The organism is Nocardia sp. bgisy118 (genome assembly GCF_057708605.1).
Genome location: NZ_JBYISM010000004.1, coordinates 205,612 through 231,566, shown reverse-complemented (window position 1 = coordinate 231,566; position 25,955 = coordinate 205,612). Strand labels below are relative to the sequence as shown.

Below are 25,955 nucleotides of genomic sequence, written 5' to 3'. Positions count from 1 at the left end.
GAGAGACGCATGCCAGACCTCATCGGTGCGGTCGACCAGGGCACCACGAGCACCCGCTTCATGGTCTTCGACCACGCGGGCGCCGTCGTCGCCCAGCACCAGCTCGAACACGAGCAGATCCTGCCGCGTCCCGGCTGGGTCGAGCACAACCCGGTCGAGATCTGGGAGCGCACCTCGGCCGTCATCCAGACGGCGCTGAACTCGCACGGCCTGCGCGCCGCCGACCTGGCCGCGATCGGCGTGACCAACCAGCGTGAGACCACCGTTGTCTGGGACCGGCGCACCGGACGGCCGTACCACAACGCCATCGTCTGGCAGGACACCCGCACCGACCGGATCGCCGCCGAGCTGGAATCCCGTGCGGGCGAACTGATCCGGCAGCGCACCGGGCTGCCGCCCGCCACCTACTTCGCGGGCGGCAAGATCCGCTGGCTGCTGGAGAACGTCGACGGCCTGCGCGCCGCGGCCGAGCACGGCGAGGCGCTGTTCGGCACCATCGACTCCTGGCTGCTGTGGAATCTGACCGGCGGCGTGCACGGCGGCGTGCACGTCACCGACGTGACCAATGCCAGCCGCACCATGCTGATGGACCTGGAAACCCTGGACTGGGACGACGAACTGCTGGCCCTGTTCGACATTCCGCGCGCGATGCTGCCGACCATCCGGCCCTCCGCCGTGCCCGAGGGCTACGGTCGCGCCACCGCGCGCGGCCCACTGGCAGGCGAGGTTCCGGTCGCGGCGGCCGTCGGCGATCAGCAGGCGGCGATGATCGGGCAGGTGTGCCTGTCCGCGGGCGAGGCCAAGAACACCTACGGCACCGGCAATTTCCTCCTGCTCAACACCGGGGGCACGCCGGTGCGGTCGAAGAACGGGCTGCTCACCACGGTCTGCTATCAGTTCGCCGGACAGGACCCGGTGTACGCGCTGGAGGGCTCCATCGCTGTCACCGGCTCGGCGGTGCAGTGGCTGCGCGACCAGCTCGGCATCATCCAGGGCGCCTCGCAGAGCGAGACTTTGGCGGGCGAGGTCGCCGACAACGGCGGCGTGTACTTCGTCCCGGCGTTCTCCGGACTGTTCGCGCCGCACTGGCGCTCCGACGCACGCGGCGCGATCGTCGGGCTGACCAGGTACGCCACCAACGCGCACATCGCGCGGGCCACCCTCGAGGCGATCTGCTACCAGACCCGCGACGTCGCCGACGCGATGTTCAAGGACTCCGGGGTGGCGCTGGAGGTCCTCAAGGTGGACGGCGGAGTCACCGCCAACAACCTCTGCATGCAGATCCAGGCCGACGTGCTCGGCGTGCCGGTGAGCCGTCCGGTGGTGTCGGAGACCACCGCGCTCGGCGCCGCCTACGCCGCGGGCCTCGCCGTCGGATTCTGGGGCGGCACCGACGAATTGCGACAGAACTGGCGCGAATCCGCGCGCTGGCGACCGGAGTGGACCGAGGAACAGCGGGCCGCCGGATACGAGGGCTGGCAGAAGGCCATCGGCCGCACCCTCGACTGGGCGCCGACGCGATGAGCGGCACCACTCACCGACCACTTGCGCACGCGCGCACCACTTTTCGAACACAGAAGGAGACCGACATGGTCGACCGTTCTCTCACTTCACCGGTCGCGATGAGCCCGGCCGAGCGTAGCCGCGCCCTGGACGCCATGGCGAGCACCGAACTGGACGTGCTGGTCATCGGCGCGGGCGTGGTCGGCGCTGGCGCGGCGCTCGACGCGGTGACCCGCGGCCTCAGCGTCGGCCTGGTGGAGGCGCGCGACTACGCCTCCGGCACCTCGAGCCGGTCGTCGAAGCTGGTCCACGGCGGCCTGCGCTACCTCAAGCAGCTCAACTTCGCCCTGGTCTTCGAGGCGCTGCGGGAGCGTTCGCTGATCCTGGAGACCCTGGCGCCACATCTGGCCAAGCCGGTGGAGTTCGTCTACCCGCTGGAACGCCCCGGCCTCGACCGGGCCTGGGTGGGCGCAGGCGTCGGCGTGTACGACGTGCTCGGCGCGGGACGTGGTGTGCCGCAGCATCATCGGCATCTGGGCAGGCGGGCCACGCTGGCCCGCTTCCCCGGGGCCAAGCGCGGCACGGTGCGCGGCGGCGTGAGCTTCTACGAGGGCCAGCTCGACGACGCGCGCCACACCATGATGCTGGCGCGCACCGCCGCGAGCCACGGCGCGCTCGTCGCCTCCAGCGCCAGGGTCGTCGACTTCCTGCGCGAGGACGGCCGGATCGTCGGCGCGCTCGTGCACGACCTGGAGAGCGGCAGGCACATTCCCGTTCGCGCCAAGCGCACGGTGAACGCGGCCGGTCCGTGGACCGACGAGATCCAGGAGATGCTCGGCGGGACGAGCGATTTCCGGATCCGCACCTCCAAGGGCGTGCACATCGTCGTCCCGCGCGACCGGATCGACTCGGCGACCGGCCTGATCACCGAGACCGAGAAGAGCCTGCTGTTCGTGATCCCGTGCCCGTGGAGCGAGGACCACTGGGTCATCGGCACCACCGACACCGAATGGGACCACGACCTGGCCCACCCCGCCGCCACCCGCGCCGACATCGATTACATTCTCGCCCAGGTGAATCGGCTGCTGGAACAGCCGATCGACCACGACGACATCGTCGGCGTCTACGCCGGGCTGCGGCCCCTGCTCGCGGGCGCCTCCGAGCAGACCAGCGCGCTCTCGCGTGAGCACACCGTGGCGACGCCGGTACCCGGCCTGGTGATCGTCGCGGGCGGCAAGTACACCACCTACCGCGTGATGGCCAAGGACGCCATCGACGCCGCCGTCGCGGATCTGCCAGGGCGGGTGGCCCGGTCGTGCACCGAGCGGGTGCCGCTGGTCGGCGCCAACGGATACCGTGAGCTCTCGCTCTCCCGCGCCCGGTTGGCCGACGAGTTCGGCGTCGACCTCGCGACCGTGGAGCACCTGCTCGGCCGGTACGGCAGCGCCGTGGCGGAACTGCGTGAGATCGTCGCCGCGCAGCCGGAACTCGGCGCCCCGCTGGGCAATTCCCGGTACCTGCGGGCCGAGATCGTCTACGCGGTGACCCACGAGGGCGCCCTGCACCTCGACGACATCCTCACCCGCCGCACCCACCTGTCGGTGGAGACCGGCGACCGCGGGGTCCTGGTCGCGGCCGAGGTCGCGCGGCTGGTGGCCCCGTACCTGGGCTGGGGCGGTGAGCGAGTCGAGCGCGAGATCGAGACCTACCGGGTCCGCGTCGAGGCCGAACTGCGCGCCAACGAGCAGCCCGACGACCGGTCGGCCGATGTGGTCCGGCTCAGTGCGCCGGACTCGCGCGGGATCGCGGGGGCGCCGGAAGAGGACCGGGTCTCGGTGTAGCCGGTGTGGGCGCGGCCTCCGCGCCCGCGCCCGGTCCGAACCGGTCGAAGATGATTCGACCGGACGGCCGCGGTGACCGACCGTCTCGTCGATCACGTATATATACGACCCAATCTGAGAATTATCTTCGGATATCTGGATCTGATCTCGCAGAATTTTCATACTGAGACCTGTCGCGATCCCCATCAATAGGGATTCGCTCTGACTCGAAAGCCGACGAGACGACAGGAGTGCTGATGAAAATCGGGATCCCCCGCGAGGTCAAGAATCACGAGTACCGGGTGGCGTGCACACCCGCCGGTGTGCGTGAACTTGTCGCTCGCGGACACGAAGTGTTCCTCGAGGCCGGGGCGGGCGCCGGATCGGCGTTCGAGGACGCGGCCTATGGATACGTCGGCGCGCGCGTGCTGCCGACGGCCGACGAGGTCTGGGCCGCCGCGGATCTGGTGTTGAAGGTGAAAGAGCCGGTGGCCGAGGAGTATTCGCGGATGCGCGCCGGGCAGGTGCTGTTCACCTATCTGCACCTGGCCGCGTCAAGGGAGTGCACCGACGCGCTGCTGGCCTCCGGTGTCACCGCCCTCGCCTACGAGACGGTGACCGGCCGGGACGGCAGCCTGCCGCTGCTGGCGCCGATGAGCGAGGTCGCGGGCAGGCTCGCGCCGCAAGCGGGCGCGTACCACCTGATGCGCAGCGAGGGCGGCCGCGGCGTTCTGATGGGCGGGGTGCCCGGGGTGCGGCCCGCGAAGGTCGTGGTGCTCGGCGCGGGAGTGGCGGGTCGCAACGCGATCGCCGTCGCGGTCGGGATGCGCGCTGAGGTCACCGTGCTGGATGTGAACATCGGCCGGTTGCGCGAGGTCGACGAGCAGTACCGCGGGCACGTGCGCACCGTCGTCTCCAATGCGCTCGAGGTCGAGAATCTGGTGCGCGAAGCGGATCTGGTGATCGGCGCGGTGCTGGTGCCGGGCGCGAAGGCGCCCGAACTGGTGTCGCACGACCTCGTCGAGCAGTTGAAGCCGGGATCGGTGCTGGTCGACATCGCCATCGACCAGGGCGGCTGCTTCGCCGATTCCCGTCCGACCACCCACGCCGACCCCACCTACCGGGTGCACGATTCGGTGTTCTACTGCGTCGCGAACATGCCGGGCGCGGTGCCGAACACCTCCACGGTGGCGCTCACCAATGCCACCCTCCCTTACGTCATCGCGGTGGCCGAGCACGGCTGGCGCGCCGCGGCGGCCGCCGATTCCGGCCTGGCCGCGGGGCTGAGCACCCACGAGGGGATGCTGCTGTCCGAATCCGTCGCCGCCGCACACGGTTACACCGCGGAGCGGCTCGTCGCCGCGTGAGGTCCGAACGCCGCGCACCGTGCGGGGCGCGGCCGCGCTCAATGCCCGGGCACCGGTGTCTGCGGACGTAGGTGCTCGAAGATGAGGATCGTCTCCGTCGAGGACACCGCCGGGTTGGCGCTCAGGTGCTCCAGCACGAAACCCCGCAGCTCGTCGGTGTTCTCGGTGGCGACGTGGATCAGATAGTCGTCAGCGCCCGCGATGAAATACACATTGAGCACTTCGGGCAGCGCCGCGAGCCGATTGCCGAACTCGGCGAGGCGCTGGCGCGAATTCCCTTGCAGCCGTACCGCGATCATCGCCTGCAAGCCGCGCCCGAGGGCGGCCGGGTCGATATCGGCGTGGAAGCCGCGGATCACGCCGCGCTCCACCAGCGCCCGCACCCGCCCCAGGCAGGTCGACGGCGCGATACCGGCCGCCGCGGCGAGCGCGTTGTTGGTGATCCGGCCGTCGCGCGCCAGGTGGTCCAGCAGGACGCGGTCGACGTCGTCGAGGGGGACCGGCGCGCGACTGCGACTCGAGGAGGCCCGCGGCGGGGAGTCGGCTGAATCCTTGCTGGTCATCGACCCCATCTTAGCGAATTGGATTCGATTCCGAGCCCGATCGTCCGAACAATCGTCGATCGGATGCATCTGGCCTTCTTCACCACATTCCTGGCCTACCGGCTCTTCGGATACGGTCTGCGGCACACGCCGGTGGAGGTGGCCACCACGCTGACCCTCGCCGAGCCCGCCGTCGCCGCGATACTCGGCGTGGTGATCGTCGGCGAGCGTCTTCCGCTCGTATCGTGGTGCGGCCTGGCGGTTTTGGGCGTGGGGCTCGCGCTGCTCACGCTCGCGCCGGGCCGGTGGAGCCGCGGGGAGTGAACTGTCGCGGGTTCGGGACCGCGTGCGGTGCCGAACCCACGCCGGTCGGGAGGTCGAATCGCGGAATTGCGGGCCGGTCGAATCGACTCGAGTGATAATGGCTTGCGCTTTTGGATTGTCGTTCGTGTCCGAGAAATGGTGGCGGTGGTCCGGGAAGTACCTCGACGAGTGCCGTGCGAATTTCGCACCGAGTGTTTTCCGGGGAAGACGTAAAGCTCTCTACATGCGATGGAGGGTGTCTTGCGAATTCTGTTGGTGGCCAATGCATTCAATAGTCTCACCCAGCGCGTCCACGCCGAACTGCGTGCCCGCGACCACCACGTCGGCGTCGAATTGGCGCTCGGCGACGAATTGTTGCGGGCGGGGGTGGCGGCCTTCCAGCCGGAATTGATCCTGGCGCCGATGCTCACCACCGCGATCCCCGAGGACATCTGGTCCGCGCACACCGTCCTGATCGTGCACCCGGGACCCATCGGTGACCGCGGGCCCTCCTCTCTCGATTGGGCAATTCACGACGGCGAACGCGAGTGGGCTGTGACAGTGCTTCAGGCGGTGGCGGAGTTCGACGCGGGACCGATCTGGGCTTCGGTGCCGTTCACCGTCGCCGCCTGCGGCAAGAGCGAGCTCTATCGCACCGACGTCGCCGATGCCGCGGTGCGGGCCGTGCTGCTCGCGCTCGCCCGGTTCGCAGGCGGCCGTTTCCAGCCGGAGCCGCTGGGCCGCGTCCGGTCCGATGCCAGGGGACGGCTTCGGCCCTATCACGATCAGCGATACCGCCGGATCGACTGGGCTTCCGACGACACGACGGTCGTGCTGCGGAAGTTACGCGCCGCCGATTCGCAACCGGGCGTCCTGGACGAGCTGTGCGGCCAGGAGTTCTACCTGCACGGTGGCCATCACGAGGATCGGCTGCGTGGCCGTCCCGGCACGATCATCGCCACCCGTGCCTGCGCGATCTGCCTGGCGACCGTCGACGGCGCGGTGTGGGTGCCGCAGCTACGTCCGCGCCGGGAGGCAGGCGGCCCGCCGACGTTCAAGCGGCCCGCGACCGACGCGCTCGGTTCCGGGTTGCCCGCGTCAATCAGGGAAGTGCCCGTGTCACCCGCGGCGGCCACGATCCGGGACACCTGGTCCGAGCTGCGCTACTGGGAGGACAGTGCCGTCGGCTACCTCGAGTTCTCCTTTCCCGGCGGCGCGATGAGCGCCCGCCAGTGCCGCGCGCTGCTGTCGGCCTACCGGCAGGCCTGTGCGCGACCGATCGACGTGCTCGTGCTCGGCTCGCCGCGCGACCTCTTCTCCAACGGCATCCACCTGAACGTCATCGAGGCGGCCGACGACCCGGCGGTCGAATCCTGGCTCAATATCACCGCGATGAACGACGTGGTGGAGGCGATCCTCACCACCACGGACAAGGTCGTGATCTCGGCGCTGGCGGGCAACGCGGCGGCGGGCGGCGTGATGCTGGCATTGGCCGCGGACGAAGTGTGGTGCCGAGAGTCGGTGGTGTTGAACCCGCACTATCGGCTGATGGGCCTGCACGGCTCGGAGTACTGGACCTATCTGTTGCCCCGGCGCGTCGGCGCGACCGAGGCCGAGCGCCTGATGCGGGAGGCGCTCCCGGTGGGAGCCGGTGCGGCCGCGGCACTCGGTCTGGTGGACCGCGTCGTACCCGGCGATGCCGAGACCTTCTCGGACTCGACACGGCGAGAGGCGGCGCGTCTGGCGGGCGGCGCGGAGCTGGCGCAGCGCCTTGTGGCGAAGAAGCAACGCCGCGCCGCCGACGAGATGACCAAACCGTTGGACGCCTATCGCGGCGCGGAGCTGGCCAGGATGCACCGCAACTTCTTCGCTCCTGGCGAGCCGTATCACGCGCTGCGGCGGGACTTCGTGCGCAAAGCGCCTCCGGCCGTGACCCCGCCGCATCTGCTCGGATGACCCGCGCGCGGCAGGCTCGCCTCGGACGGGCAGGCTACGCCCGAGCGTGCTCGCCGGCCGGCGGCGGCGCGGCGGGACCGGTCTGCTGGAGCTTGGAGTGGGTGCGCGAGTACCCGAAATAGATCACCAGGCCGATCACCAGCCAGACCCCGAAGCGCACCCAGGTCTCCCACGGCAGCGACAGGATCAGCCACACCGAGAACACCACGCCGACGATCGGGACGACCGGCATGAACGGCAGCCGGAAGGTGCGCGGCACCTCGGGCCGGGTGTAGCGGAAGACCAGCACGGCCACACAGACCACCACGAACGCGCTGAGGATGCCGATGTTGGTGAGCTCGGCGACCAGGTCGATCGGCAGCAGTCCGGCGAAGACGGCCGAGCCGACGCCGACGATCCACGTCACGCGGGTCGGCACTTTGCGCTCCGGATGGGTCTTGGCGAACCATTCGGGCAGCAGGCCGTCGCGGCTCATCGAGTACCACACCCGGGTCACCCCGAGCATGAAGGTGAGCACCACCGTGATGATGCCGACGATGGCGCCGACCGCGATGACGTTGGCGATGCCTGGCATGCCGACGGACTCGAAGGCGGTGGAAAAGCCGCTCTCCGGATCGATTTCGGTGTACTTCTGCATGCCGGTGAGCACCAGGGTGGCCAGCACGTACAGCACCATCGCGATGGCCAGCGAGTAGAGGATCGCCTTGGGCAGGTGCTTCTTGCCGTCGACCGACTCCTCGGCCGCGGTGCTCATGGCGTCGTAGCCGAACACCGCGAAGAACACGGTGGCCGCGCCGGTCATCACCGCGCCCGTGCCGTAGGGGAAGTAGGGGGTGTAGTTCGCGCTGTCGATCTGGAAGACGCCGAGCACGATGATCAGCAGCACGAGGGCGACCTTGATGCCGACGGCCACCGTCTCGAACCGGCCGACGCTGCGGATGCCGCGGGACAGCACCCACGCCGTGCCGAGGCAGAACACCATCGCGAACACGTCGACCACGTGGCCTTCGCCGGTCCCGGAGGCGCCGAGCATCCAATCCGGCAGCGTGATGCCCACCTGATCGAGCAGGAATCCGAAGTATCCGGAGACGCCGATCGCGACGACCGCCGCGACGGCGATGTACTCCAGCAGCAGATCCCAGCCGATGAACCAGCCGACGAACTCGCCGAGCGAGACGTAGCCGTAGGTGTAGGCCGATCCGGCCTTGGGCACCATGCCGGCGAATTCCGCGTAACACAGCGCCGCCGCCGCGCTGGCCAGGCCCGCCACCAGGAAGGACAGCAGCACGGCCGGACCGGTGGTCTTGTTGGCGACGCTGCCCGCGAGGGTGAAGATGCCCGCGCCGATGATGCCGCCGACGCCGATCGCGGTGAGCTGCCACACGCCGAGGTGTTTGGCCAACCGTTCGTCGGTGGGCGTCTCGTCCTCGACTTCGACGAGGGGCTTGCGGCGCAACATCTGGTGGCGCAACTCCGCGAGGGACATGCGGCTTCCTTTCTCCGCTGCGTTCGGCTCGGCACGCCTCGGGTCGCGGGGCGTGCGCCGTAACGCGGATCACACTGGTGGCTGTCAGCTAATCGGACCACGAACGCGGTGTGATCGGTGAGTTGGATAAATAATGTTCGACCAGGCTTGGCCGATCGGACAACGCCGGGCGGGGCGCGGCGGGCTCAGCGCCGGTTGGCCGGAGCCAGCGCGCGCAGGAAGAACGCCAGGTTGGCGGGCCGTTCGGCGAGCCTGCGCATGAAGTAGCCGTACCACTGGTCGCCGTAGGGCAGATAGACGCGCACCTGGCGCCGGTCCTCGGCGAGGCGGCGCTGCTCGACGTCGCGGATGCCGTAGAGCATCTGGAACTCGAACTCGTCCGCCTTACGGTCGACCTCGTCGGCGTAGCGCTGCGCGGCCTCGATCATCGCCGGGTCGTGGGTGGCCACCATCGGATAACCCGCGCCGTCCATCAGGATGCGCAGGCACCGCAGGTAGGCGGCGTCCACCTCGGCGGCCGACTGATACGCCACCGACTCCGGCTCCCGGTACGCGCCCTTGCACAGCCGGATCCGCGAACCCGGCCCCGCGAACTCGCGGCAGTCGGCCTCGGTGCGCCGCAGGTACGCCTGTAGCACGGTGCCGGTGCCGGGAAAGTCCGCGCGCAGGTCCCGCACGATCGCCAGCGTCGAATCGGTGGTGGTGTGGTCCTCGGCGTCGACGGTGACCGCGACGCCCGCCGCGTCGGCGGCGGCGCAGATCTCGCGGGCGTGGTCGAGGGCGATCCGGTGGCCGTCGTGCGGCAGGGACTGACCGAGCGCCGAGAGCTTCAGCGAAACCTCCAGCGGCCGAACGGTTCCCGGCTCTGCGGCGGCGAACGCCTCAGCGAGCGCCGCGAACAGTTCGCGATAGTGTGCCACGGTGTTGCGCGCCTGGGCCGGGTCGGTGGTGTCCTCGCCCAGGTAGTCGATGGTGACGAACCGGCCGGAGCTCCGGAGCGCTTCGGCCGCGGCGATGGCTTGCGGTTCGGTCGACCCGGCCACGAAACGATCGACCAGCGAGCGGGTGGCGCGCATCCGCGTGACGCCGCGCTCCAACCGCGGCGAGCGAGCGGCCGCGAGCAGCGCGGGCCGTAGCAGTCCGGCGGGCATCACTGCACCTCCGTCTCGGTGCCGGGCGTCGGTGCCTGGTGCGGATAACGGTGCTCGGTGGGCGGCACGAAGGTCTCCTTGATGGTGCGAGCAGAGGTCCAGCGCAGCAGGTTCTGCGGTGATCCCGCCTTGTCGTCGGTGCCCGACGCGCGGGCGCCGCCGAACGGTTGCTGGCCGACCACCGCGCCGGTGGGTTTGTCGTTGACGTAGAAATTGCCCGCCGCGAAGCGCAGCCGGTCGGTGGCCGCGGCGACGGCCGCGCGGTCGTCGGCGACGATCGAGCCGGTGAGGCCGTAGGCCGTCCCGCGGTCGACGAGTTCCATTGCCGCGTCGAAGGATCCGGGCGCCGAGTCGTCGTAGACGTGCACGGCCAGGATCGGTCCGAAGTACTCGGTGCGGAACGCCTCGTCGGCCGGATCGTCGCCGAGCAGCACGGTTGGATCGACGAAATAGCCCACGCTGTCGTCGGTTCGGCCGCCCGCGGCGATGGTCAGCCCCGGCGTCGCCTTCGCGCGGGCGATGGCGTCGGCGTTCTTGTCGAAGGCGCGCCGATCGATGAGCGCGCCGCCGAAATTGCCGAAATCGGTAACGTCGCCGTAGGTCAGCGCGCCGACCTTGTCGATGCAATCGACGCCCATCCTCGCCCACACCGAGGCGGGGACGAACGCGCGCGAGGCGGCCGAGCACTTCTGGCCCTGATAGTCGAACGCGCCGCGGATCAGGGCCGTGGTGAGCACGTCCGGATCGGCGGAGCTGTGCGCGAGCACGAAGTCCTTGCCGCCGGTCTCGCCGACCAGGCGCGGATATCCTTGGTAGCGCTCGAGATTCGTCGCGACGGTGCGCCACAGGTGCCGGAAGGTCGCGGTGGATCCGGTGAAATGCACACCGGCCAGGCGCGCGTCGGCCAGCGCCACCTCCGAGACCTCGGGGCCCGCCCCGTGCACCAGGTTGATCACGCCGGGCGGCAACCCGGCCGCCTCCAGCAGCTTCATGGTCCAGTACGCGGCCACCGCCTGCGTCGGCGCGGGCTTCCACAGCACGGTATTGCCCATCAGCGCGGGCGCGGTGGGCAGGTTGCCCGCGATGGCGGTGAAGTTGAACGGGGTGATCGCGTAGACGAAGCCCTCCAGCGGACGGTATTCCAGCCGGTTCCAGACGCCCGGCGTGGAGATCGGCTGCTCGGCCAGGATCTGGCGCGCGAAATGCACGTTGAAGCGCCAGAAGTCCACCAGCTCGCACGGTGTGTCGATCTCGGCCTGGTACGCCGTCTTGGATTGGCCGAGCATCGTCGCGGCGGCGAGGGTTTCGCGCCACGGCCCGGCGAGCAGAGCGGCGGCGCGCAGGAATACCGCCGCCCGGTCCTCGAACGACAGCGCGCGCCAACCCGGCGCGGCCGCGGTGGCGGCCTCGATGGCGTCCTGCACATCGCGGTGCTCGGCGAACGTGACGGTGCCGAGTACCGAGGCGTGCCGATGCGGCTGCACCACCTCGACGATCGGGCCCGCCGTGCGGCGGTGTCGGCCGCCGATGACGTGGTGCACCTCGGTCGGTGTCGCCGTGAGCCGGGCCAGTTCGGCGCGCAGCCGCTCCCGTTCGGGTGTACCGGGGGCGAAGCTGCCGACCGGTTCGTTGACGGGCGTGGGCGTGGTCGCGATGGCGTCCATGGATCCTCCTGCCTGGTCGGAGCTGGTCAGCGCAGTCAACTCCGGGAAAGCCCGGCGCAGGATCGGCCGATAGGACAAAGATGGAACCGAGTTGTTGTCCGATCGGCCGAAGCCGAGCGGAACGAAAGGTGTGAGCGTGGTCACCGAGGAACCGGGCCGGCGGGCGGGCGTGCCGCTGCGCGAACTGCTCGACGCGCTCGACAGCACCGTCATCGATCTGGTCGAGGCGCCCGACGGCGACGCGGTCGGGATCGGCTCGGTGGCGCTGCTGGACAGCGACGATCTCGGCGAGACGCCCGCGACGCCGGCGGACATGGCGTTGCTGGTGGGTGTGCGGGAGTCGGCGGTGCGGCGCTGGCTGGGGGAGCTGGCCGCGCGCCCGCCCGAGCAGCGCCCGCGCGTAGTGCTGCTCAAATCGACCGCCGAGTCGGCTTCGGTGCGCGGCGCCGCCCGCCGGTCGCGAGTCGCGGTGGTCGTGGTGCACCACAAGGCGCGCTGGGACGCGGTGCTGGCGCAGGTCCGCCGCGTGCTCGACCGGGCAGCCGGCGGCGGGCCCGCCGACGACCCGCTCACCACCGACACCGACCTGTTCGGGCTGGCCCAGATCGTCGCGCAGAACGCGGGCGGCATGGTCTCCATCGAGGACCCGCATTCGCACGTGCTCGCCTATTCGGCCTCCGACGACTCGGCCGACGAACTGCGCATCCTGTCGATCCTCGGCCGCGAGGGCCCGCGCGACTACCTGCGGGTGCTGCACGACTGGGGCGTGTTCGACCGGCTGCGCCGCAGCGACGAGGTGATCGACCTGCCCGCGCACGGGGAGCTGAACATCAAGCGCCGCTTGGTCGTCGGCATCCACGCGACGGCCGTCGACGGCGGGTCGCGCACACTCGGCTCGATCTGGTTGCAACAGGGTGACCGGCCGTTCAAGCCGGACGCCGCGGAGGTGCTGTGCGGAGCCGCCGCCATCGCCGCCCGCATCATCGCGCGCGCCCTGGACGCGCCGTCCACCGAAACATTGCTGCTCCAAAGGCTTTTCGGTGCGCACGGCGCCGGTGTCGACATACCGTCCGTGGCGGGCGCGCTGCGCGTCCCCGTGCACGGGCCTGCGGCCGTCGTCGGATTCGCCGTGCATGCGCCCGCGAGGGAACGGCATTCGGCGCTGGGCAGCGTGATCCGGTTGCACGCGAGTTCGTTTCGTCCCGACTCGATCGCGACCGTGCTCGGCGACCGCGTCTATGTGCTGCTGCCCGGATACCGGTCCGCGCCGTCGGTCATCGCGTGGACCCGGCAGCTGGTCGACCAGCTGGAGGCCGGCCGCGGCGCGGTCCTGCGCGCGGGCATCGCCATTCCCGTCGCCGACCTCACCGAGGTGGCCGCCGCCCGCGCCGAGGTCGATCGGGTGCTGGACAGCACCGCCGCCACCTTTCCGCGCGGCCGGGTGACCACCCTCGCCGAATCCCGCACCGCCGTGTTGCTCGGGGAGATCCTCGATCTGCTCGCCACCCGCGACGATCTGCGCGACCCCCGCGTGCGTGCCCTGTTCGACTACGACCGCGACCACGGCTCGCAACTCGGCGAGAGCGTCGAGGGCTATCTGCGCGAGCACGGCGACGTGCGCCGCGCGGCCGCCGCGCTGCGGGTACACCCGAACACGCTGCGCTACCGCCTGCGCCGCGCGGAGTCCATCACCGGCATCGGCCTGACGGACCCCGCCGACCGACTGCTCCTCGAGCTCCAGCTCACCCTGCACCGCCGCGGGAATCGCCCGGCGTGAACTGACCTTCCGGGTCGGCGATCTCAGTGCGGCCGGTGCGGGTGCAGTCCCGCGGCCGTCGCCGCCTCGGCGAGCACCTGCTCCAGCATCGCCGGGGTCAATCGTCCGGTGAAAGTGTTCTGCTGGCTGACGTGGTAGCAGCCGAACAGTTCCAGTTCCGCGCGGTTCGCGACAGCGGGCGCCAGCGTGTAGCGCACGCCGTGGCCGAACTTCGGGCGCGGGCGCGGCACCACCCAGCCTGCCTCGGCGAGCGCGGGCAGCGCCGCCTGCCACCCGAACGCGCCGAGCACAACGACCGCACGCACCGTCGGCGCCAGCAGTCCGAGCTCGAGGTCGAGCCAGCCGCGGCACCGATCGCGTTCGTCGGGAGCCGGTTTGTTGTCCGGCGGCGCGCAGTGCACGGGCGCGGTGACCCGGGCGCCGAGCAGCTCGAGCCCGTCGTCGCGGCGCACCGAGGTCGGCTGGTTGGCGAGGCCGACGGCGTGCATGGCGGCGTAGAGCACGTCCCCGCTGCGGTCGCCGGTGAACATGCGCCCGGTGCGATTTCCGCCGTGCGCCGCGGGCGCGAGGCCGATGATCAGCAGCCGGGCGTCGTCCGGACCGAAGCCGGGAACCGGTCGGCCCCAATAGGTTTCGTCGCGGAAGGCGGCGCGCTTCTCGCGCGCCACCCGCTCCCGCCATGCCACCAGGCGCGGGCAGGCGAAGCAATCGGCGACCGAGGCGTCGAGTTCGGCGAGGGTGCGGCACATGGGTACCACTCGATCACGGCCGTCGCCCGGCCGCGGCGGAACAGGCCCGGTGCCGGTCGCCATGCCAGCAGGATAGGTCCGCCCGGCACGTAGCGGCCGATTAGCCCGTATCGACTTGATCACGAACCGCGCGGTTGCCAGCCCCTGTGAAACGGCGGTACGTTGCCAGGGAGCGCGCGCTCGATTTCCCGTGGTCGCACCGGCGTCAGCGACGCGATGTGAACGAGCGCGAACCGTGAGCAGTCCAGTGGGGTGCCGTCTCGTCCGGCGCCGTCCGTTATCCCGTTGGCGCACAGCGTGCGCCGCGACGCAGCGAGGTGGACATGACCGAGGGTTGGCCCAGTTCGATCAGTTCGTTCGACGACATCTTCCAGCGGTTCTTCGGCTCGGGGATGATGTCCCAGCCACCCGTGCAGCGCACCGGTCTCGGGCGGCTGATGACCGACAACGCCAAACTGCTGATCGCCACCGCGCGCGAGACGGCCCGGGACTGGGGCAATCACGAGGTCACCCCCGAGAATCTGTTGTACGCGGCCACCGAGGCGGAACCCGGTCGCAGCATCATCGCCGAACTCGGCCACGACCCCGACAAGGTTGCCAACCAGATGCGGGACGTCAGCGACACCGGCGAACCCGCCGAGGAGGCCGACGAGCCGGTGACCCTGAGCCCGGCCGCCAAGCTCGCCCTGCGGGCGGCTCAGCGCCGCGCGGCCGAAGCGGGCAGCAGCTATATCGGACCCGAGCACGTCCTGCTCGGTATCGCCTCCCTCACCGACAGTCCGGCGGCCCACGTGCTGCTGTCCGGCGCGAAGCCCGCCCCCACCGGCCGACCGGCGAAAAGCGAGACGCCGACGCTCGACGAATACAGCCGCGATCCGACCGCGGAGGCGCGGGCCGTCATCAACACCAGCAACATCGGCTCCGACCTGATCCTCTCCGCGCCCGAAGGCGATGTCGACGCGATCACACCGCAGCTGATGGATCGGCTGAGCGCGCACTTCCGCCCCGAGTTCCTCAACCGGATCGACGAGACCATCGTGTTCCACCGTCTCGACCGGCAGGAACTGCGCAACATCGTGGATCTGGTGCTGGACGGCACCCGCCGCCTGCTGCACGCACAGGACATCGACCTCGACATCACCGATCCCGCCGTGGACTGGCTCGCCGAGCACGGCTACCAGCCCGAGTACGGGGCCCGCCCGCTGCGCCGCACGGTGCAGAAAGAGCTCGACAACAAGCTGTCTCGCCTGCTGCTGGACGGCAAGCTCGGCCCGGGTGATGCGGTGCGCGTCGACGCCGACGACAGCGGGTTGATTCTCGGCGCGATCGCGCATCGCGGCGGGCAAACCGTGGAAGCCGGAGTCTGAGCGGTGGTCCCTTCCGTGCGGTACTATCGCGACGCCTATCCGGAAAGAGCCGGTGAGATGGTGGAAACCGCTGGGGGAGTGGGACATTGGGCGAACACGAGCGGATGGTGGCGCACGTGAATTCTCGCGAGGATCTGCTGCGCAGGATCAGGGACGCGCTGGTCGAGCTACCCGATGACGAACGGGTGGTACCGGTGCCGCACGCCACCGCCCGCCCGGGCTCCGGCCCCGAGCGCGGCGACCTGGCCGAGCTGGTCGATCTGCTCGCCGAGCGATTGGCACAGCACGGTGCGCAGCTGCGCCGAATCACCGCCGCGGCCATCCCGGACCGGGTGGACGGCGCGCTGCGTGAGCACGGCGCGCGCTCGGTGATCGCCCCCGACGGATTACCCGGTGAATGGCTGGCTCGGTGGGCGGCCGCGGAAGGGCACCGCATCGTTCCCGACAGTCCGCTGGCGACGGCGAGCGAGACGGAACAGGTCGACGCGGTGGTCACCACCTGCGCGGCCGCGGCCGCCGATATCGGCGTCCTCGTGCTCGACGGCGGCGAAGGGCAGAGCCGCCGTCCCTCGACCCTGGCGCCCGACTGTCACGTCTGCGTGGTGCGAGCCGAACAGATCCAGCCGTCGCTGCCGGAGGTCATGGACCGGCTCGACCCGCGCCGCTCGACCATCCTGGTCAGCGGCCCGTCGGCGACCGCCGACGCCGTGGCGCCCGGAGTACACGGGCCGCGCAGACTGATCGTGCTCGTCGTGGAGTGAACCGGATGGCACAGCGGAAGGACGCGAACGTGAGTGAGTTCCGGACCAAGCGGATCTACGAGGACCCGAGCGACGACGACGGCCGCCGCGTGCTGGTCGACCGGCTGTGGCCGCGCGGCATCAGCAAAGAGCGGGCCCGAATCGACCTGTGGGACAAGGAGATCACTCCCTCGAACGAGCTGCGCACCTGGTTCCACCACGACTCCGCCGCCGACTTCGCCGAGTTCGCCCGGCGTTACGAGGCCGAACTGTCCGGCGAACCGCAGCGGCGCGGTCTCCAGGAGCTGCGCGAGCTGGCGGCCGAGCATCCCGTCACCCTGGTGACCGCGGCGAAGGACCCGTCGCACAGTCACGTCTCGGTGCTGCTCGACCAGCTACGCGGCGACTGAGGTCGATCGGCGAAGGTCAGCGCAACTCCGCGGCGCCGGTGACCGCGTCGCCCTCGACGCGCGGCCGCGCGCCGAATCCGGTGTGGATGAGCCGCCGCGCCGCGGCGTTGTCCGGCGTGGTGACGGCGGTGAGGCGGTGAGCGCCGGTTCCGGCGGCGAGCTCGCGCAACCGAGCTACGACCCGACCGCCGACGCCCTGGCCGCGATGCGAACGGCCGATCCACACGCCCGCCTCGACCTCCTCGCCGTGCGGTTCGAGCCGCGCCGCGCCGACGACCCGCCCCCCGGCCGTGATGACGAAGGTGCGTTCGTTCGGGCAGGTGGGGTGCAGCGCGCGGTCACGGTGAAAGGCGAGGAATGCCTGCTTCCGCTGTTCGGTCCAGCCGGGCGGACCTGGCACCGGCGCCATGACCTCGAGCGGGTCGGCGTCGGCGACGGCCGCGTCGAGCAGGAGCGGGAGGTTGTCCTCGCTGAGTTCGATCAGCTCGACGACCGGTGCGATGCGCTCGCACCGGATCGTGTCGGCTCGCTCGAGATGCTTCGGCGACCAGAAGGCGGCCCAGTCGGCGTCCTGGCCGAGCCCACGGCGAATCGACAGCACCCGATCGACGAGAACGACCAGATCGGCGAGGGCCCGCTCGCTCTCGGCGCGGTCCACGAAGCCCATGTGAACGGCGGAGTCGCGCACCGTGACGATCCGCGCGAGCAGCTCCTCCGGTAGGCGAACGTCGGCGGGTGTGGCGCGGTTCAGCACCTGCGCGGCCTCGATCGCGCCCACGGTCCACATGTCGGGCAGCGGCCGGTCCGGATGCTCCGGCAGCCCCGCCAGCGTCAGCGTCGTCTCGATGCCCGCCGACTGCCCGCGCACGAGGTGGATGTCGATCGCGGCGAGGACGGCCTTGAGCAGCGCCTCGGCGCACGCGCCGATCGAGACGGCCTGATCGATCAGCGCGAGCGGTTCGTGCGAATCGGTGCTGGCCAGCGCCCTGCGCGCGTGCGCGCGCGCCAGCTGATCCAGCGCGGCCGGCAGCCGATCGTAGTCGACCGCGCCGAAAGCGGTGGGCCACTTGCGAAGTGCCATCGTCGGCTCCCGAAGATCGTGGGTGCGGATGTCGGGTTGTAGATTGCCACACCGCGCCCGGCCCGGCTCGGGCTTTTCACGGGCCCACAGACCATTTCGACGCCGCACAGCGCCACTGTCGCTCCGCGGCATGGCGGACGGCCCACCCGCGTGGGTTCGGGTCGGTGTCGCGGGCGCGGATCAGGCGGGGGCGCCGGATTGCTCGGTGAGACCGAGCAGCACCGACTGCACCTCGCGCAGCCGGTCCACGTCGTTGCGGATGCCCGCGGCGGTGTCGGTGTAGAGGAACGCCTCGCCCAAACGAACCAGCGTGTACGCCAACAGCTCTCGTTCCAGGAGTGGGCGGTAGCCGTCCTCCTCCTCGACCCGGGCGATGAGTTCGGTGACGGCCGCGACCGCGCGCGGCTGGACCGGTCCGTCGCTGGCGGTGAGGATGCGCAGGCCCGAGATCGGTTCGTTCTCGAAGTAGCGCCGGAAGGGCTCGTTCACCGCCTCCCAGCGGGCGACGCGGTCGAGCACCTCGAGGATGCGCTCCGCGCCACTGGTCCGCCGCTTGGCGTCGGCGCGCGCGATCATCTGCTCGTATTCCTGGAGCAGCATGGCGCCGAGCAGACCGTCCCGCGACCCGTACCAGCGGTAGACCGAGGCGCGGCTGAGCCCTAGCTCGGCGGCGATCGCCTGCACGTCGACGCGTTCACCGGCCAGGAAAGCACGGCGGGCGAGTTCGATGACCTGCTCGCGGGTGGCCGAAGCCGGGCGTCCGGGGGAGCGGGTGGCGGTGGGCCGCGAGGAAGTGGTCACCACGTGAATCGTACAGCCGCCGCCATTTCATTGGAGACGCAGTGGTCGAGTTGTATTTTATGGATGTCCCCTCGAATCGGGACCACCCTCGACAGTCAGGAGAACCATGAGCGCCCCGACTTCTCGCACGGCCATCGTCACCGGTTCGGCCCGCGGCATCGGCGCCGCCACCGCACGCAAGCTCGCCGCGGACGGGTTCGCGGTCGCGGTCCTCGATCTGGACGAGGCCGCCTGCAAGCCCGTGGTCGAGGAGATCGAGGCCGCGGGTGGCAAGGCGCTCGCGGTCGGCGTCGACGTGTCCGACGAACAGTCCGTCGGAGCCGCCGTGCAGCGTGTCGCCGACGAACTCGGCGCGCCGACGGTGCTGGTGAACAACGCGGGCATCACCCGCGACAACCTGCTGTTCAAGATGAGCGTCGCCGACTGGGACTCGGTGCTGAGCGTGCACCTGCGCGGCTCGTTCCTGATGAGCCGCGCCGCGCAGAAGTACATGACCGAGGCCAAGTGGGGGCGCATCGTCAACCTGTCGAGCACCTCCGCGCTCGGCAACCGCGGCCAGGCCAACTACTCCGCGGCGAAGGCAGGCATGCAGGGCTTCACCAAGACACTGGCCATCGAGCTCGGCAAGTTCGGCGTGACGGTCAACGCCATCGCCCCCGGCTTCATCGAGACCGATATGACCGCCGCCACCGCCGAGCGGCTCGGCGTGACCTTCGAGCAGTTCCGCGAGGCGGCCGCCAAGCAGATCCCGGTCGGACGCACCGGCAAGCCGGAGGACATCGCCAACACGGTCTCCTTCCTGGTCGGCGAGGGCGCCGGATTCGTTTCCGGGCAGGTCATCTACGTGGCGGGCGGCCCCACCGACTGACCGCAGCGCCGCGGCGCGCTCGCCGGAGCGAACGGCCACCATGATAGGCGGATGGCGCAATCCGCCGGTGTCGGAGCGATACCATCGGAAGGGGCCGGCGTCCCGGAAGGGGTACAGGATGATCGTTGACCGCGATACTCGTCGGCGGCCGATTCGCGCCACCGTGATGGCGAGCGCCTGTGCGGGCGCCGCCGCGATCGCCGTGGCCGCCGCGCCCTCGGCGGGCGCCACGGCGACCGGAGTCGGTGTTCTGCCCGACCTCGGCTACGGCCTCGCGACCAATTTCGGCACCGGCTGTAGCTACACGATCGAGGCATTCCTCACCGACGCCGTCTCGCCGGTGTACTTCTACGACAACGGTATTCCGCTCGCCACGGTGCGGCCGACCGGCGGGGTCGCGCTGCTGAAGTGGGTGCCCGCGACGCCGGGCAGGCACACGATCAGCGTGGTGCAGGCGCCCGACGACGTCATCACCGCCGACTACGCGGTGTCCGTCGGCACCGGCGTGCACGTCGGCCACGGGTGTGCGGTGTTCGGCGGCTGATCCACGGCTCGCGCGGCACGGGGCCGCGCCGCCGTCCGGGAGCGATGCGCGTCACGGAGGATCGATATGACGAACCAGCGCAGACTCGAGGTCGGATCGGAATTCGGGCCGTACCGGCTGGTCCGGCTGATCGGTCGCGGCGGCATGGGCGAGGTGTTCGAGGCCTACGACACCGGCAAGGATCGCGTCGTCGCGATCAAGGTGCTGCCCGAGCGGCTCGCCGAAGACCCCGTCTACCGCGAACGGTTCCGGCGCGAATCGCACGCCGCGGCCCGGCTCAAGGAACCGCACGTCATCCCGATCCACGACTACGGCGAGATCGACGGGCACCTCTTCATCGACATGCGCCTTGTCGAAGGCGAGAACCTGCGCGCGGTACTGCGGCAACACGCGCCGCTGGAACCGGCCGTCGCGGTCGAACTGATCAAGCAGGTGGCCGCCGCTCTCGACGCCGCGCACGGTGACGAGCTGGTGCACCGTGACATCAAGCCCGACAACATCCTGACCACGCCCGACGGCTTCGCCTATCTCGTCGACTTCGGCATCGCGCACTCCAGCACCGCCGAGGGCCTGACCGCCGACGGTTCGGCGATCGGTTCGTTCCATTACATGTCGCCGGAGCGGTTCACCTCGCGCGTGGTGACCCAGTCCGCCGACATCTACGCCCTCGGCTGCGTGCTCTACGAATGCCTCACCGGCGCCAGACCCTTCCCGGCCGAGACCGACGGCGAGATCATGCGGGCGCACATGAACGAGCCGCCGCCGCGGCCGAGCACGCTCCGTCCGGAGATCCCGTCGGCCATGGACACCGTGATCGCCAGGGCGCTGGCGAAGGACCCCGACGCACGGTATGCCAGCGCGGGGGAGTTCGCGGCCGCCGCGCAGGAGGCGCTGCGGGGCGAGGCGGAGGCGGCACTGCCGGTGCTCCCGACTCAGGAAGCGGCCATCGGCGATGACACCGTCACGAGCGCGGAAGCCGTTGTGCCGCAGGGCGCTACAGCCGGAGACGGGCCGCGAATCCGGCCGCTCGCCGAAGACGGCGGTGCGCGGTCGCTCGGGCCGCCGAAGCGGAACTTGCGGCGGACGGCGCGCCGGTTGGCCGTCCCGGCGCTGATCGCCGCCGTGATACTCGCGGCGGCAACGGTTCTCGTCGCCTGGATGGCCTCGGGCAGGCCCGCCGACGGCACCGCGGTTCCCGACCGCGCCGCCTTGAACCCGGCGGATGTGGAGCTGGTGGCCAGCGCGGGCCTGATCGGCTACAAGCGCACCAACTGCGTGCACCGCGAGCCTGCCGCCGACACCACGGCGATCGTGTCCTGCGACGCCAACGACCGGACGGACGCCCCCGCCGCCCGCCTCTTCCGATTCCGAACCCTCGACGGCCTGCGGGACTACTACCGGCATTTCGTCGTCGAGGCATACGACGCCACGAACTGTCCGAACGATCCGCCGGGCGACGACGGCCCCCTCGTGGTGGACGGCAAGCCCGCGGGGCGGGACGCATGCCTGACCAGCCGCGTCGACGACCCGGCGACGCCCAAACCGGTGCTCGCCGTGGCCGACGAGGACCAGCTCTCGCTGGGTATCTACATCTGGGCGGACCCGAGTGACCAGCCGACGCGCGATTACGTTGCGTCGCACCATCTCTACCATTTCCTGCCGCAGGAGAAGACGGTCGACCCGGACTTCTTCACCGCCGCCGATCGGCGCGTCCTCGATCACCTGACCGGCGATTTCGGACCCTCGACCTGCAAGCACATGGACTTGCCCGCGGGTAGCACGGCGGAAGCGGCGATCCACTGCGCCACCCACCGCGGCGACCCCGCTCCCACGTTCTTCGGTTTCCCTGACCACCGGACGATGACCTTCGGATATCAAGCCGGGCTGGGGCAGGTGTCGGGACGCGCGTGCGGTGGCTCCGGCGCGGACGACGTGTGGCGCAAGGCATCCGGCCCCGTCGGCCGCTTCTTCTGCTACACCGACGAGAACGCCACGTTCGGCGCGCGCCCCTGCCTGCTGGCGGTGCACGACGAATTCCGGCTCATGGTCGATGTGTGCGCCCTGGCCAAGGACGATCCGGACGAGGGCGTGAAGTCGGAAGCGGATCTGTTGGGGTGGTTCCGCACCAATTTCGGCTAGCGGCAGGGGTTTACGGTCCGGCCGTTGTTCCTGGCAGGCGAAGAAGTCGATCCCGCAGGTTTCGAGTGGGTGACCGACGACTGCCTCACGAACACCCCCGCCGATGCCAGGGTCACCCACGTAACCCTGGTCCCCTGCAACGAACCGCACTATGCGGAGGTGATCACCGAGGTACGCCTGTCCGGACCATGGCCCGGCACCGCACAGGCCTTTCAACAGTCCGAACGCCTCTGTATGGACGCCACGATAGCGATCCTGACCAACAGCACCATGCTCGATCAGCTTCGCAACCTCGTCCTTACCCGGACCAGACCCGCTGGACCCGCAAGGGCACGGCCACCTGCTTGGTAATCAACGGTTACGGCCCACAACTCACCACCGCAGTACCGCGCTGACCGATCCGCCCATAGCGCGCCCAGCGGTATGGGCGTGCGTATGGCATTTATCGATGGATCGGCGTGGTGGGCGGTTCAGTGTCGGTTGAGATGGCTCGGGGCGGGCGTGGTCGCCGCAGTCGTGACACCCGCCGTTGCGACGGCGCGGGGTCGGGACCGAACACCGCGGGCAGCTGTGTGGTGACCGGATCGGTGACCGGTGTCGTGCGGATCAGATCCACCGGGTTGGCGTTACGAGGGTGCGCGTCGTCGAGGACAGGTTCGCCGAGCCCGGCTTTCTGTTGAATGCGTTTCATCCATTCTGGCGCCCACCAGCAGTCGTCGCCGAGCAGTTTCATGGTCGCTGGGACCAGCAGCATGCGCAGGACCGTGGCATCGATAATCAGGGCCGCGATCATGCCGACGGCGATGTACTGCATCATCACCAGATCCGAGAACGCGAATGCGCCGACAACCACGAGCAGGATCAACGCGGCGGCGGTGATGATGCGCCCGGTGTGCGCGGTGCCGATGCGCACCGCCTCGGTGGTCGATGCCCCCTGCGCGCGGGCTTCGACCATGCGTGAGAGCAGGAAGACCTCGTAGTCGGTGGACAGGCCGTAGATGATGGCCACGATGACCACCAGCACCGGCGAAGTGATCGGTTGCGGGGTGAAGTTCAGCAGCGTCGCGCCGTGGCCGTCGATGAAGATCCAAGTCAGGATTCCGAGGGTGGAACCGAGGCCGAGCGCGCTCATCAGTGCGGCCTTGATCGGCAGCACCAGTGATCCGAAAGTCAGAAACATCAGCACCGTCGTGATAAGCACGACCAGGGTGACCATCCACGGTATCCGGGATAGCAGGGTATCGACACTGTCCTTCTGCAGGGCGGGCATACCACCGACGAGCATGCGCACGGACTCGGGCTGGGGGAGGTCACGCAGGTAATCGATGGCGGGCCCGGCGTTGCTCGAGTCGGTGAGCACGGCGGTGGTGCGGAAGACCTCGGGCTGTGTGGTCGAGCGGGCCGGCACACCGAACGCTTCGGCCAGGCCGGGTGCGGCGTTTGCTTGTTTCCACAGCGCGCCAATGGCGTTGGTGTCCTCGGAGACGAAAATCAGTTCGATCGGGTCGGATTTGCGAAGCGGGAAGAGCTGGTCGAATTCCTGTTGGGCCAGACGGGTCGGATTGTCCGGTGGCAGGTATTTCTCGCTGAGTCCGCCGAATGCCAGGTTGCCGATGGGCAGGATCAGCAAGACGAGCCCGAGCACGAGCGGGACCAAGACCTTGATCGGATGGCGCATGACCCAGCGGGTGCTGCGTCCCCAGAACCCGTTCTCGACCTCTTCAGCCGACCTCGTTTTGCGGAATCGCTTGATACCCAGCATGTCCACCCGCGGTCCGAGGACCGCCAGCATCGCGGGCAGGATCGTGATGGCGGTCAGCGCCGCCATCGATACCGTCGCGATCGCGCCATAGGCGAAGGATTTCAGGAATCCTTGCGGGAACAGCAGCATTCCGCCGACGCTGGCGACGATCTTCGTCGCGGAGAAGACAACGGTGCGGCCCGCGGTCATCACGGTGCGCCGCACGGCGGCAGGAGTGTCATAGCCTTCGGCGAGTTCTTCGCGGAACCGGCTGACGATGAACAGTCCGTAGTCGATGGCAAGGCCGAACCCGATCATCGAAACAACGGCGGAGACAAACGAGTTGACCTCGGTGAACTCGGTGAGGAACTTGACGATGCCGAAGGCGCCGAAGACCGTCAGCCCGCCCACGACCAACGGCAGCGACGCGGCGACGAGACCGCCGAAGATGAAGAACAACAGCAGCCCGACGACGGGGAAGGCCAGCAGCTCCATCCGGTGGATATCTTCGGCAATGGTGTCGTTGAGTGCGCCGGCAACCGGCTGCAACCCGCCCACCTGCACATCGACGCCAGCGATGTCGAAGGCGCCCTTGACAGCCCGGTAGTTGCGGATCATCGACGTGTCGTCGTCGCCGTGCAGGGCGATGGCCGCGAAGGCGTGTCTGCGATCGTCGGTCGCGATCCGGGGGCCACTGATTTTTCCGGTTTCGGTGCGCCAGTAGGCGGCGATGATCCCTGAGATCTGCTCCGGGTATCGTCGTGGCAGATCGTTGAGGCTTTCGACGACCTTGGCCGAGAACTCGGGATCGTCGACGGTCTTCCCCTCGGGCGCGGTGTAGAGGACGAGCACATCACCGTCGTGGTTGCGCCCGAACGCCGTATCAGCCAGCCGCGCGGCTTCCGAGGACTCCGAGGTCGGGTCGAACATCCCGCCCGAACTCAGATGATCCGCGAGCCCGGCCCCGTAACCGGCCAAACCGAGCATGCCCGCGGCCACCACCCCGATGACCACGAACCGGATCCGCGAGACCAGGCCACCCCACCACGCAAACACTCACACCACCGCCACAATGCGCGCGGCGGTTAGGCGTGGGGTGAGCGTCTCGGTCTCGGTGATGGCTTCGGCCAACTGGACGATCGTGGCACCGCGGTAGTCGGGGTGTGCGCGGATCTGCTCGATGCCGAGGGTGTATCCGTCGTGCCAGCCGATCGGACAAGGCAGGCTCGCGGCACCCCTCACCGGCCACCGTGATGCGACTGCTGCGCGACCACGACCAGCACACCCGACCGATTGCCGATCTGGGACAAGGCGGGCACCGATGACCAACTCACCAGCTGTATTACGCCACGGCGCTGACGCCGCCGCATGGCAGAGATTCGGTGCGCGCCTGCGGGCGCTGCGCCGCGAAGCACGCAAGACCCAGGACGACATCGCGGCGGCCCTCTCGATCCCACGCGGCGCGGTATCCGAACTCGAACGCGGAAACCGCAAGCTACACAGCGGCGAACTCGCCCGCTTGGCCCGCTTCTCCGACATCTCGGCCGACGAGATTCTCGACCTCCCTGTGCAGACCAGCACGCTGCTCGGTGTCGACCTGCGCCCGGCCGACTACCGAACGGTGCTGTCCTACGCCGAATACCTGCGCTACCAATGCGATCGCGTCGAACAGGACAGTGCGCCGACGCCGTGAGCTGGGCACTGAACTATTCGCGCGGCGGGCCGCGGCGCGCGAATCTGTCACCGAAGCGTTCAGTAAACGCCGTCGCCACTGGGCTTCAGCCGATGCACAACGACCTTGACCTGCGCACTGCACTGAAGCTGACAGGCACTGAACTGTGCACTGCCCTGTTCGTTGAAAGACTGTCCTTTTGTCTGACGTTTCGCGTGTTCGCGAGCGTCTAGATCGCCGCTGGGTGCGAGTTCCCACCTCGATGTCAGCGTTC

The 25,955-nt window shown here is 69.6% G+C and carries 21 protein-coding genes and 2 pseudogenes; 14 read left to right on the top strand and 9 right to left on the bottom strand.

The annotated features are described in order from the left end of the window. The first annotated feature begins 9 nt into the window (after positions 1 to 9). From glpK to ald, 3 genes are all read left to right on the top strand, one after another. Positions 10 to 1,524 (top strand): glycerol kinase GlpK, encoded by a 1,515-nt coding sequence (gene glpK, locus AC3EO7_RS06815; protein ID WP_431969701.1) that lies wholly within the window; start codon positions 10 to 12, stop codon positions 1,522 to 1,524. 65 nt (positions 1,525 to 1,589) lie between these two features. Next, positions 1,590 to 3,344 carry a glycerol-3-phosphate dehydrogenase/oxidase gene (locus AC3EO7_RS06810; RefSeq protein ID WP_431969702.1) on the top strand — a complete coding sequence of 585 codons (1,755 nt, stop codon included), beginning with the start codon at positions 1,590 to 1,592 and terminating at the stop codon, positions 3,342 to 3,344. A gap of 236 nt (positions 3,345 to 3,580) precedes the next feature. Then, a complete protein-coding gene (ald, locus tag AC3EO7_RS06805) occupies positions 3,581 to 4,690 on the top strand; it encodes an alanine dehydrogenase (RefSeq protein WP_431969703.1) in 1,110 nt (369 codons plus the stop codon). A gap of 38 nt (positions 4,691 to 4,728) precedes the next feature. On the opposite strand, the gene AC3EO7_RS06800 is transcribed toward ald, so the two are convergent. Continuing rightward, entirely contained in the window at positions 4,729 to 5,253 is a 525-nt protein-coding gene (locus AC3EO7_RS06800) for an Lrp/AsnC family transcriptional regulator (RefSeq protein ID WP_431969704.1), read from the bottom strand. Between the two features lie 63 nt (positions 5,254 to 5,316). Here AC3EO7_RS06800 and AC3EO7_RS06795 point away from each other — a divergent pair, with 63 nt between their 5' ends. Continuing rightward, positions 5,317 to 5,556: an EamA family transporter gene (locus tag AC3EO7_RS06795; RefSeq protein ID WP_431969705.1), complete on the top strand. Its 240-nt coding sequence runs from the start codon at positions 5,317 to 5,319 to the stop codon at positions 5,554 to 5,556. A gap of 240 nt (positions 5,557 to 5,796) precedes the next feature. After that, the gene (locus tag AC3EO7_RS06790) at positions 5,797 to 7,491 is read left to right on the top strand and encodes a hydrogenase maturation protein (protein WP_435590723.1); all 1,695 of its coding nucleotides are present in this window, start codon (positions 5,797 to 5,799) and stop codon (positions 7,489 to 7,491) included. Between the two features lie 34 nt (positions 7,492 to 7,525). Here the strand turns inward: AC3EO7_RS06790 and AC3EO7_RS06785 are convergent, their stop codons facing one another. From AC3EO7_RS06785 to pruA, 3 genes are all read right to left on the bottom strand, one after another. Then, complete coding sequence (locus tag AC3EO7_RS06785) at positions 7,526 to 8,977, bottom strand: amino acid permease (RefSeq protein WP_435590722.1); 1,452 nt, start codon at positions 8,975 to 8,977, stop codon at positions 7,526 to 7,528. Positions 8,978 to 9,162: 185 nt separating this feature from the next. Continuing rightward, the gene (locus tag AC3EO7_RS06780) at positions 9,163 to 10,128 is read right to left on the bottom strand and encodes a proline dehydrogenase family protein (protein ID WP_435590721.1); all 966 of its coding nucleotides are present in this window, start codon (positions 10,126 to 10,128) and stop codon (positions 9,163 to 9,165) included. Continuing rightward, positions 10,128 to 11,792, bottom strand: coding sequence for an L-glutamate gamma-semialdehyde dehydrogenase (gene pruA, locus AC3EO7_RS06775; protein ID WP_435590720.1), 1,665 nt, complete (start codon positions 11,790 to 11,792; stop codon positions 10,128 to 10,130). Before pruA ends, AC3EO7_RS06780 begins: the two co-directional genes overlap by 1 nt. 136 nt (positions 11,793 to 11,928) lie before the next feature. Here pruA and AC3EO7_RS06770 point away from each other — a divergent pair, with 136 nt between their 5' ends. Continuing rightward, positions 11,929 to 13,569, top strand: a complete 1,641-nt coding sequence (locus tag AC3EO7_RS06770; RefSeq protein WP_435590719.1) for a PucR family transcriptional regulator — start codon at positions 11,929 to 11,931, stop codon at positions 13,567 to 13,569. A 23-nt stretch (positions 13,570 to 13,592) separates the two neighbouring features. Here AC3EO7_RS06770 and AC3EO7_RS06765 read toward each other — a convergent pair whose 3' ends face one another. Further along, complete coding sequence (locus tag AC3EO7_RS06765; protein WP_431969801.1) at positions 13,593 to 14,318, bottom strand: uracil-DNA glycosylase; 726 nt, start codon at positions 14,316 to 14,318, stop codon at positions 13,593 to 13,595. Between the two features lie 323 nt (positions 14,319 to 14,641). On the opposite strand from AC3EO7_RS06765, the pseudogene AC3EO7_RS06760 reads away from it, so the two are divergent. The 4 genes and pseudogenes from AC3EO7_RS06760 to AC3EO7_RS06745 all read left to right on the top strand — a co-directional run. Further along, positions 14,642 to 15,103 (top strand): annotated as a pseudogene (locus AC3EO7_RS06760) (Clp protease N-terminal domain-containing protein); the annotation flags it as partial. 111 nt (positions 15,104 to 15,214) lie between these two features. Next, a pseudogene (locus AC3EO7_RS06755) lies at positions 15,215 to 15,685 on the top strand (ATP-dependent Clp protease ATP-binding subunit); the annotation flags it as partial. 116 nt (positions 15,686 to 15,801) lie between these two features. Then, positions 15,802 to 16,446, top strand: coding sequence for a LutC/YkgG family protein (locus tag AC3EO7_RS06750; RefSeq protein ID WP_435590718.1), 645 nt, complete (start codon positions 15,802 to 15,804; stop codon positions 16,444 to 16,446). 5 nt (positions 16,447 to 16,451) lie between these two features. Next, positions 16,452 to 16,835, top strand: coding sequence for a DUF488 domain-containing protein (locus AC3EO7_RS06745; protein WP_431969713.1), 384 nt, complete (start codon positions 16,452 to 16,454; stop codon positions 16,833 to 16,835). Positions 16,836 to 16,851: 16 nt separating this feature from the next. Here the strand turns inward: AC3EO7_RS06745 and AC3EO7_RS06740 are convergent, their stop codons facing one another. Both AC3EO7_RS06740 and AC3EO7_RS06735 read right to left on the bottom strand, forming a co-directional pair. Then, positions 16,852 to 17,916: a GNAT family N-acetyltransferase gene (locus tag AC3EO7_RS06740; protein WP_435590717.1), complete on the bottom strand. Its 1,065-nt coding sequence runs from the start codon at positions 17,914 to 17,916 to the stop codon at positions 16,852 to 16,854. Between the two features lie 180 nt (positions 17,917 to 18,096). Continuing rightward, positions 18,097 to 18,717, bottom strand: a complete 621-nt coding sequence (locus AC3EO7_RS06735; protein ID WP_431969715.1) for a QsdR family transcriptional regulator — start codon at positions 18,715 to 18,717, stop codon at positions 18,097 to 18,099. 106 nt (positions 18,718 to 18,823) lie between these two features. Between AC3EO7_RS06735 and fabG the strand changes: the two genes are divergently transcribed. The 3 genes from fabG to AC3EO7_RS06720 all read left to right on the top strand — a co-directional run bounded on the left by fabG (position 18,824) and on the right by AC3EO7_RS06720 (position 22,268). Beyond that, on the top strand, positions 18,824 to 19,585 hold the full coding sequence (gene fabG, locus AC3EO7_RS06730) for a 3-oxoacyl-ACP reductase FabG (protein ID WP_431969716.1): 762 nt from the start codon (positions 18,824 to 18,826) through the stop codon (positions 19,583 to 19,585). Positions 19,586 to 19,703: 118 nt separating this feature from the next. Further along, positions 19,704 to 20,129, top strand: coding sequence for a hypothetical protein (locus AC3EO7_RS06725; RefSeq protein WP_431969717.1), 426 nt, complete (start codon positions 19,704 to 19,706; stop codon positions 20,127 to 20,129). 66 nt (positions 20,130 to 20,195) lie between these two features. Beyond that, the gene (locus AC3EO7_RS06720; protein WP_435590716.1) at positions 20,196 to 22,268 is read left to right on the top strand and encodes a serine/threonine-protein kinase; all 2,073 of its coding nucleotides are present in this window, start codon (positions 20,196 to 20,198) and stop codon (positions 22,266 to 22,268) included. Between the two features lie 442 nt (positions 22,269 to 22,710). Here AC3EO7_RS06720 and AC3EO7_RS06715 read toward each other — a convergent pair whose 3' ends face one another. Together AC3EO7_RS06715 and AC3EO7_RS06710 are read right to left on the bottom strand one after the other, a co-directional pair. Continuing rightward, positions 22,711 to 25,065 (bottom strand): MMPL family transporter, encoded by a 2,355-nt coding sequence (locus tag AC3EO7_RS06715; RefSeq protein ID WP_435590715.1) that lies wholly within the window; start codon positions 25,063 to 25,065, stop codon positions 22,711 to 22,713. Continuing rightward, positions 25,066 to 25,251 carry a hypothetical protein gene (locus AC3EO7_RS06710; protein ID WP_431969720.1) on the bottom strand — a complete coding sequence of 62 codons (186 nt, stop codon included), beginning with the start codon at positions 25,249 to 25,251 and terminating at the stop codon, positions 25,066 to 25,068. A 79-nt stretch (positions 25,252 to 25,330) separates the two neighbouring features. Here AC3EO7_RS06710 and AC3EO7_RS06705 point away from each other — a divergent pair, with 79 nt between their 5' ends. After that, a complete protein-coding gene (locus tag AC3EO7_RS06705; RefSeq protein ID WP_431969721.1) occupies positions 25,331 to 25,702 on the top strand; it encodes a helix-turn-helix domain-containing protein in 372 nt (123 codons plus the stop codon). The last annotated feature ends 253 nt before the right edge of the window (positions 25,703 to 25,955 follow it).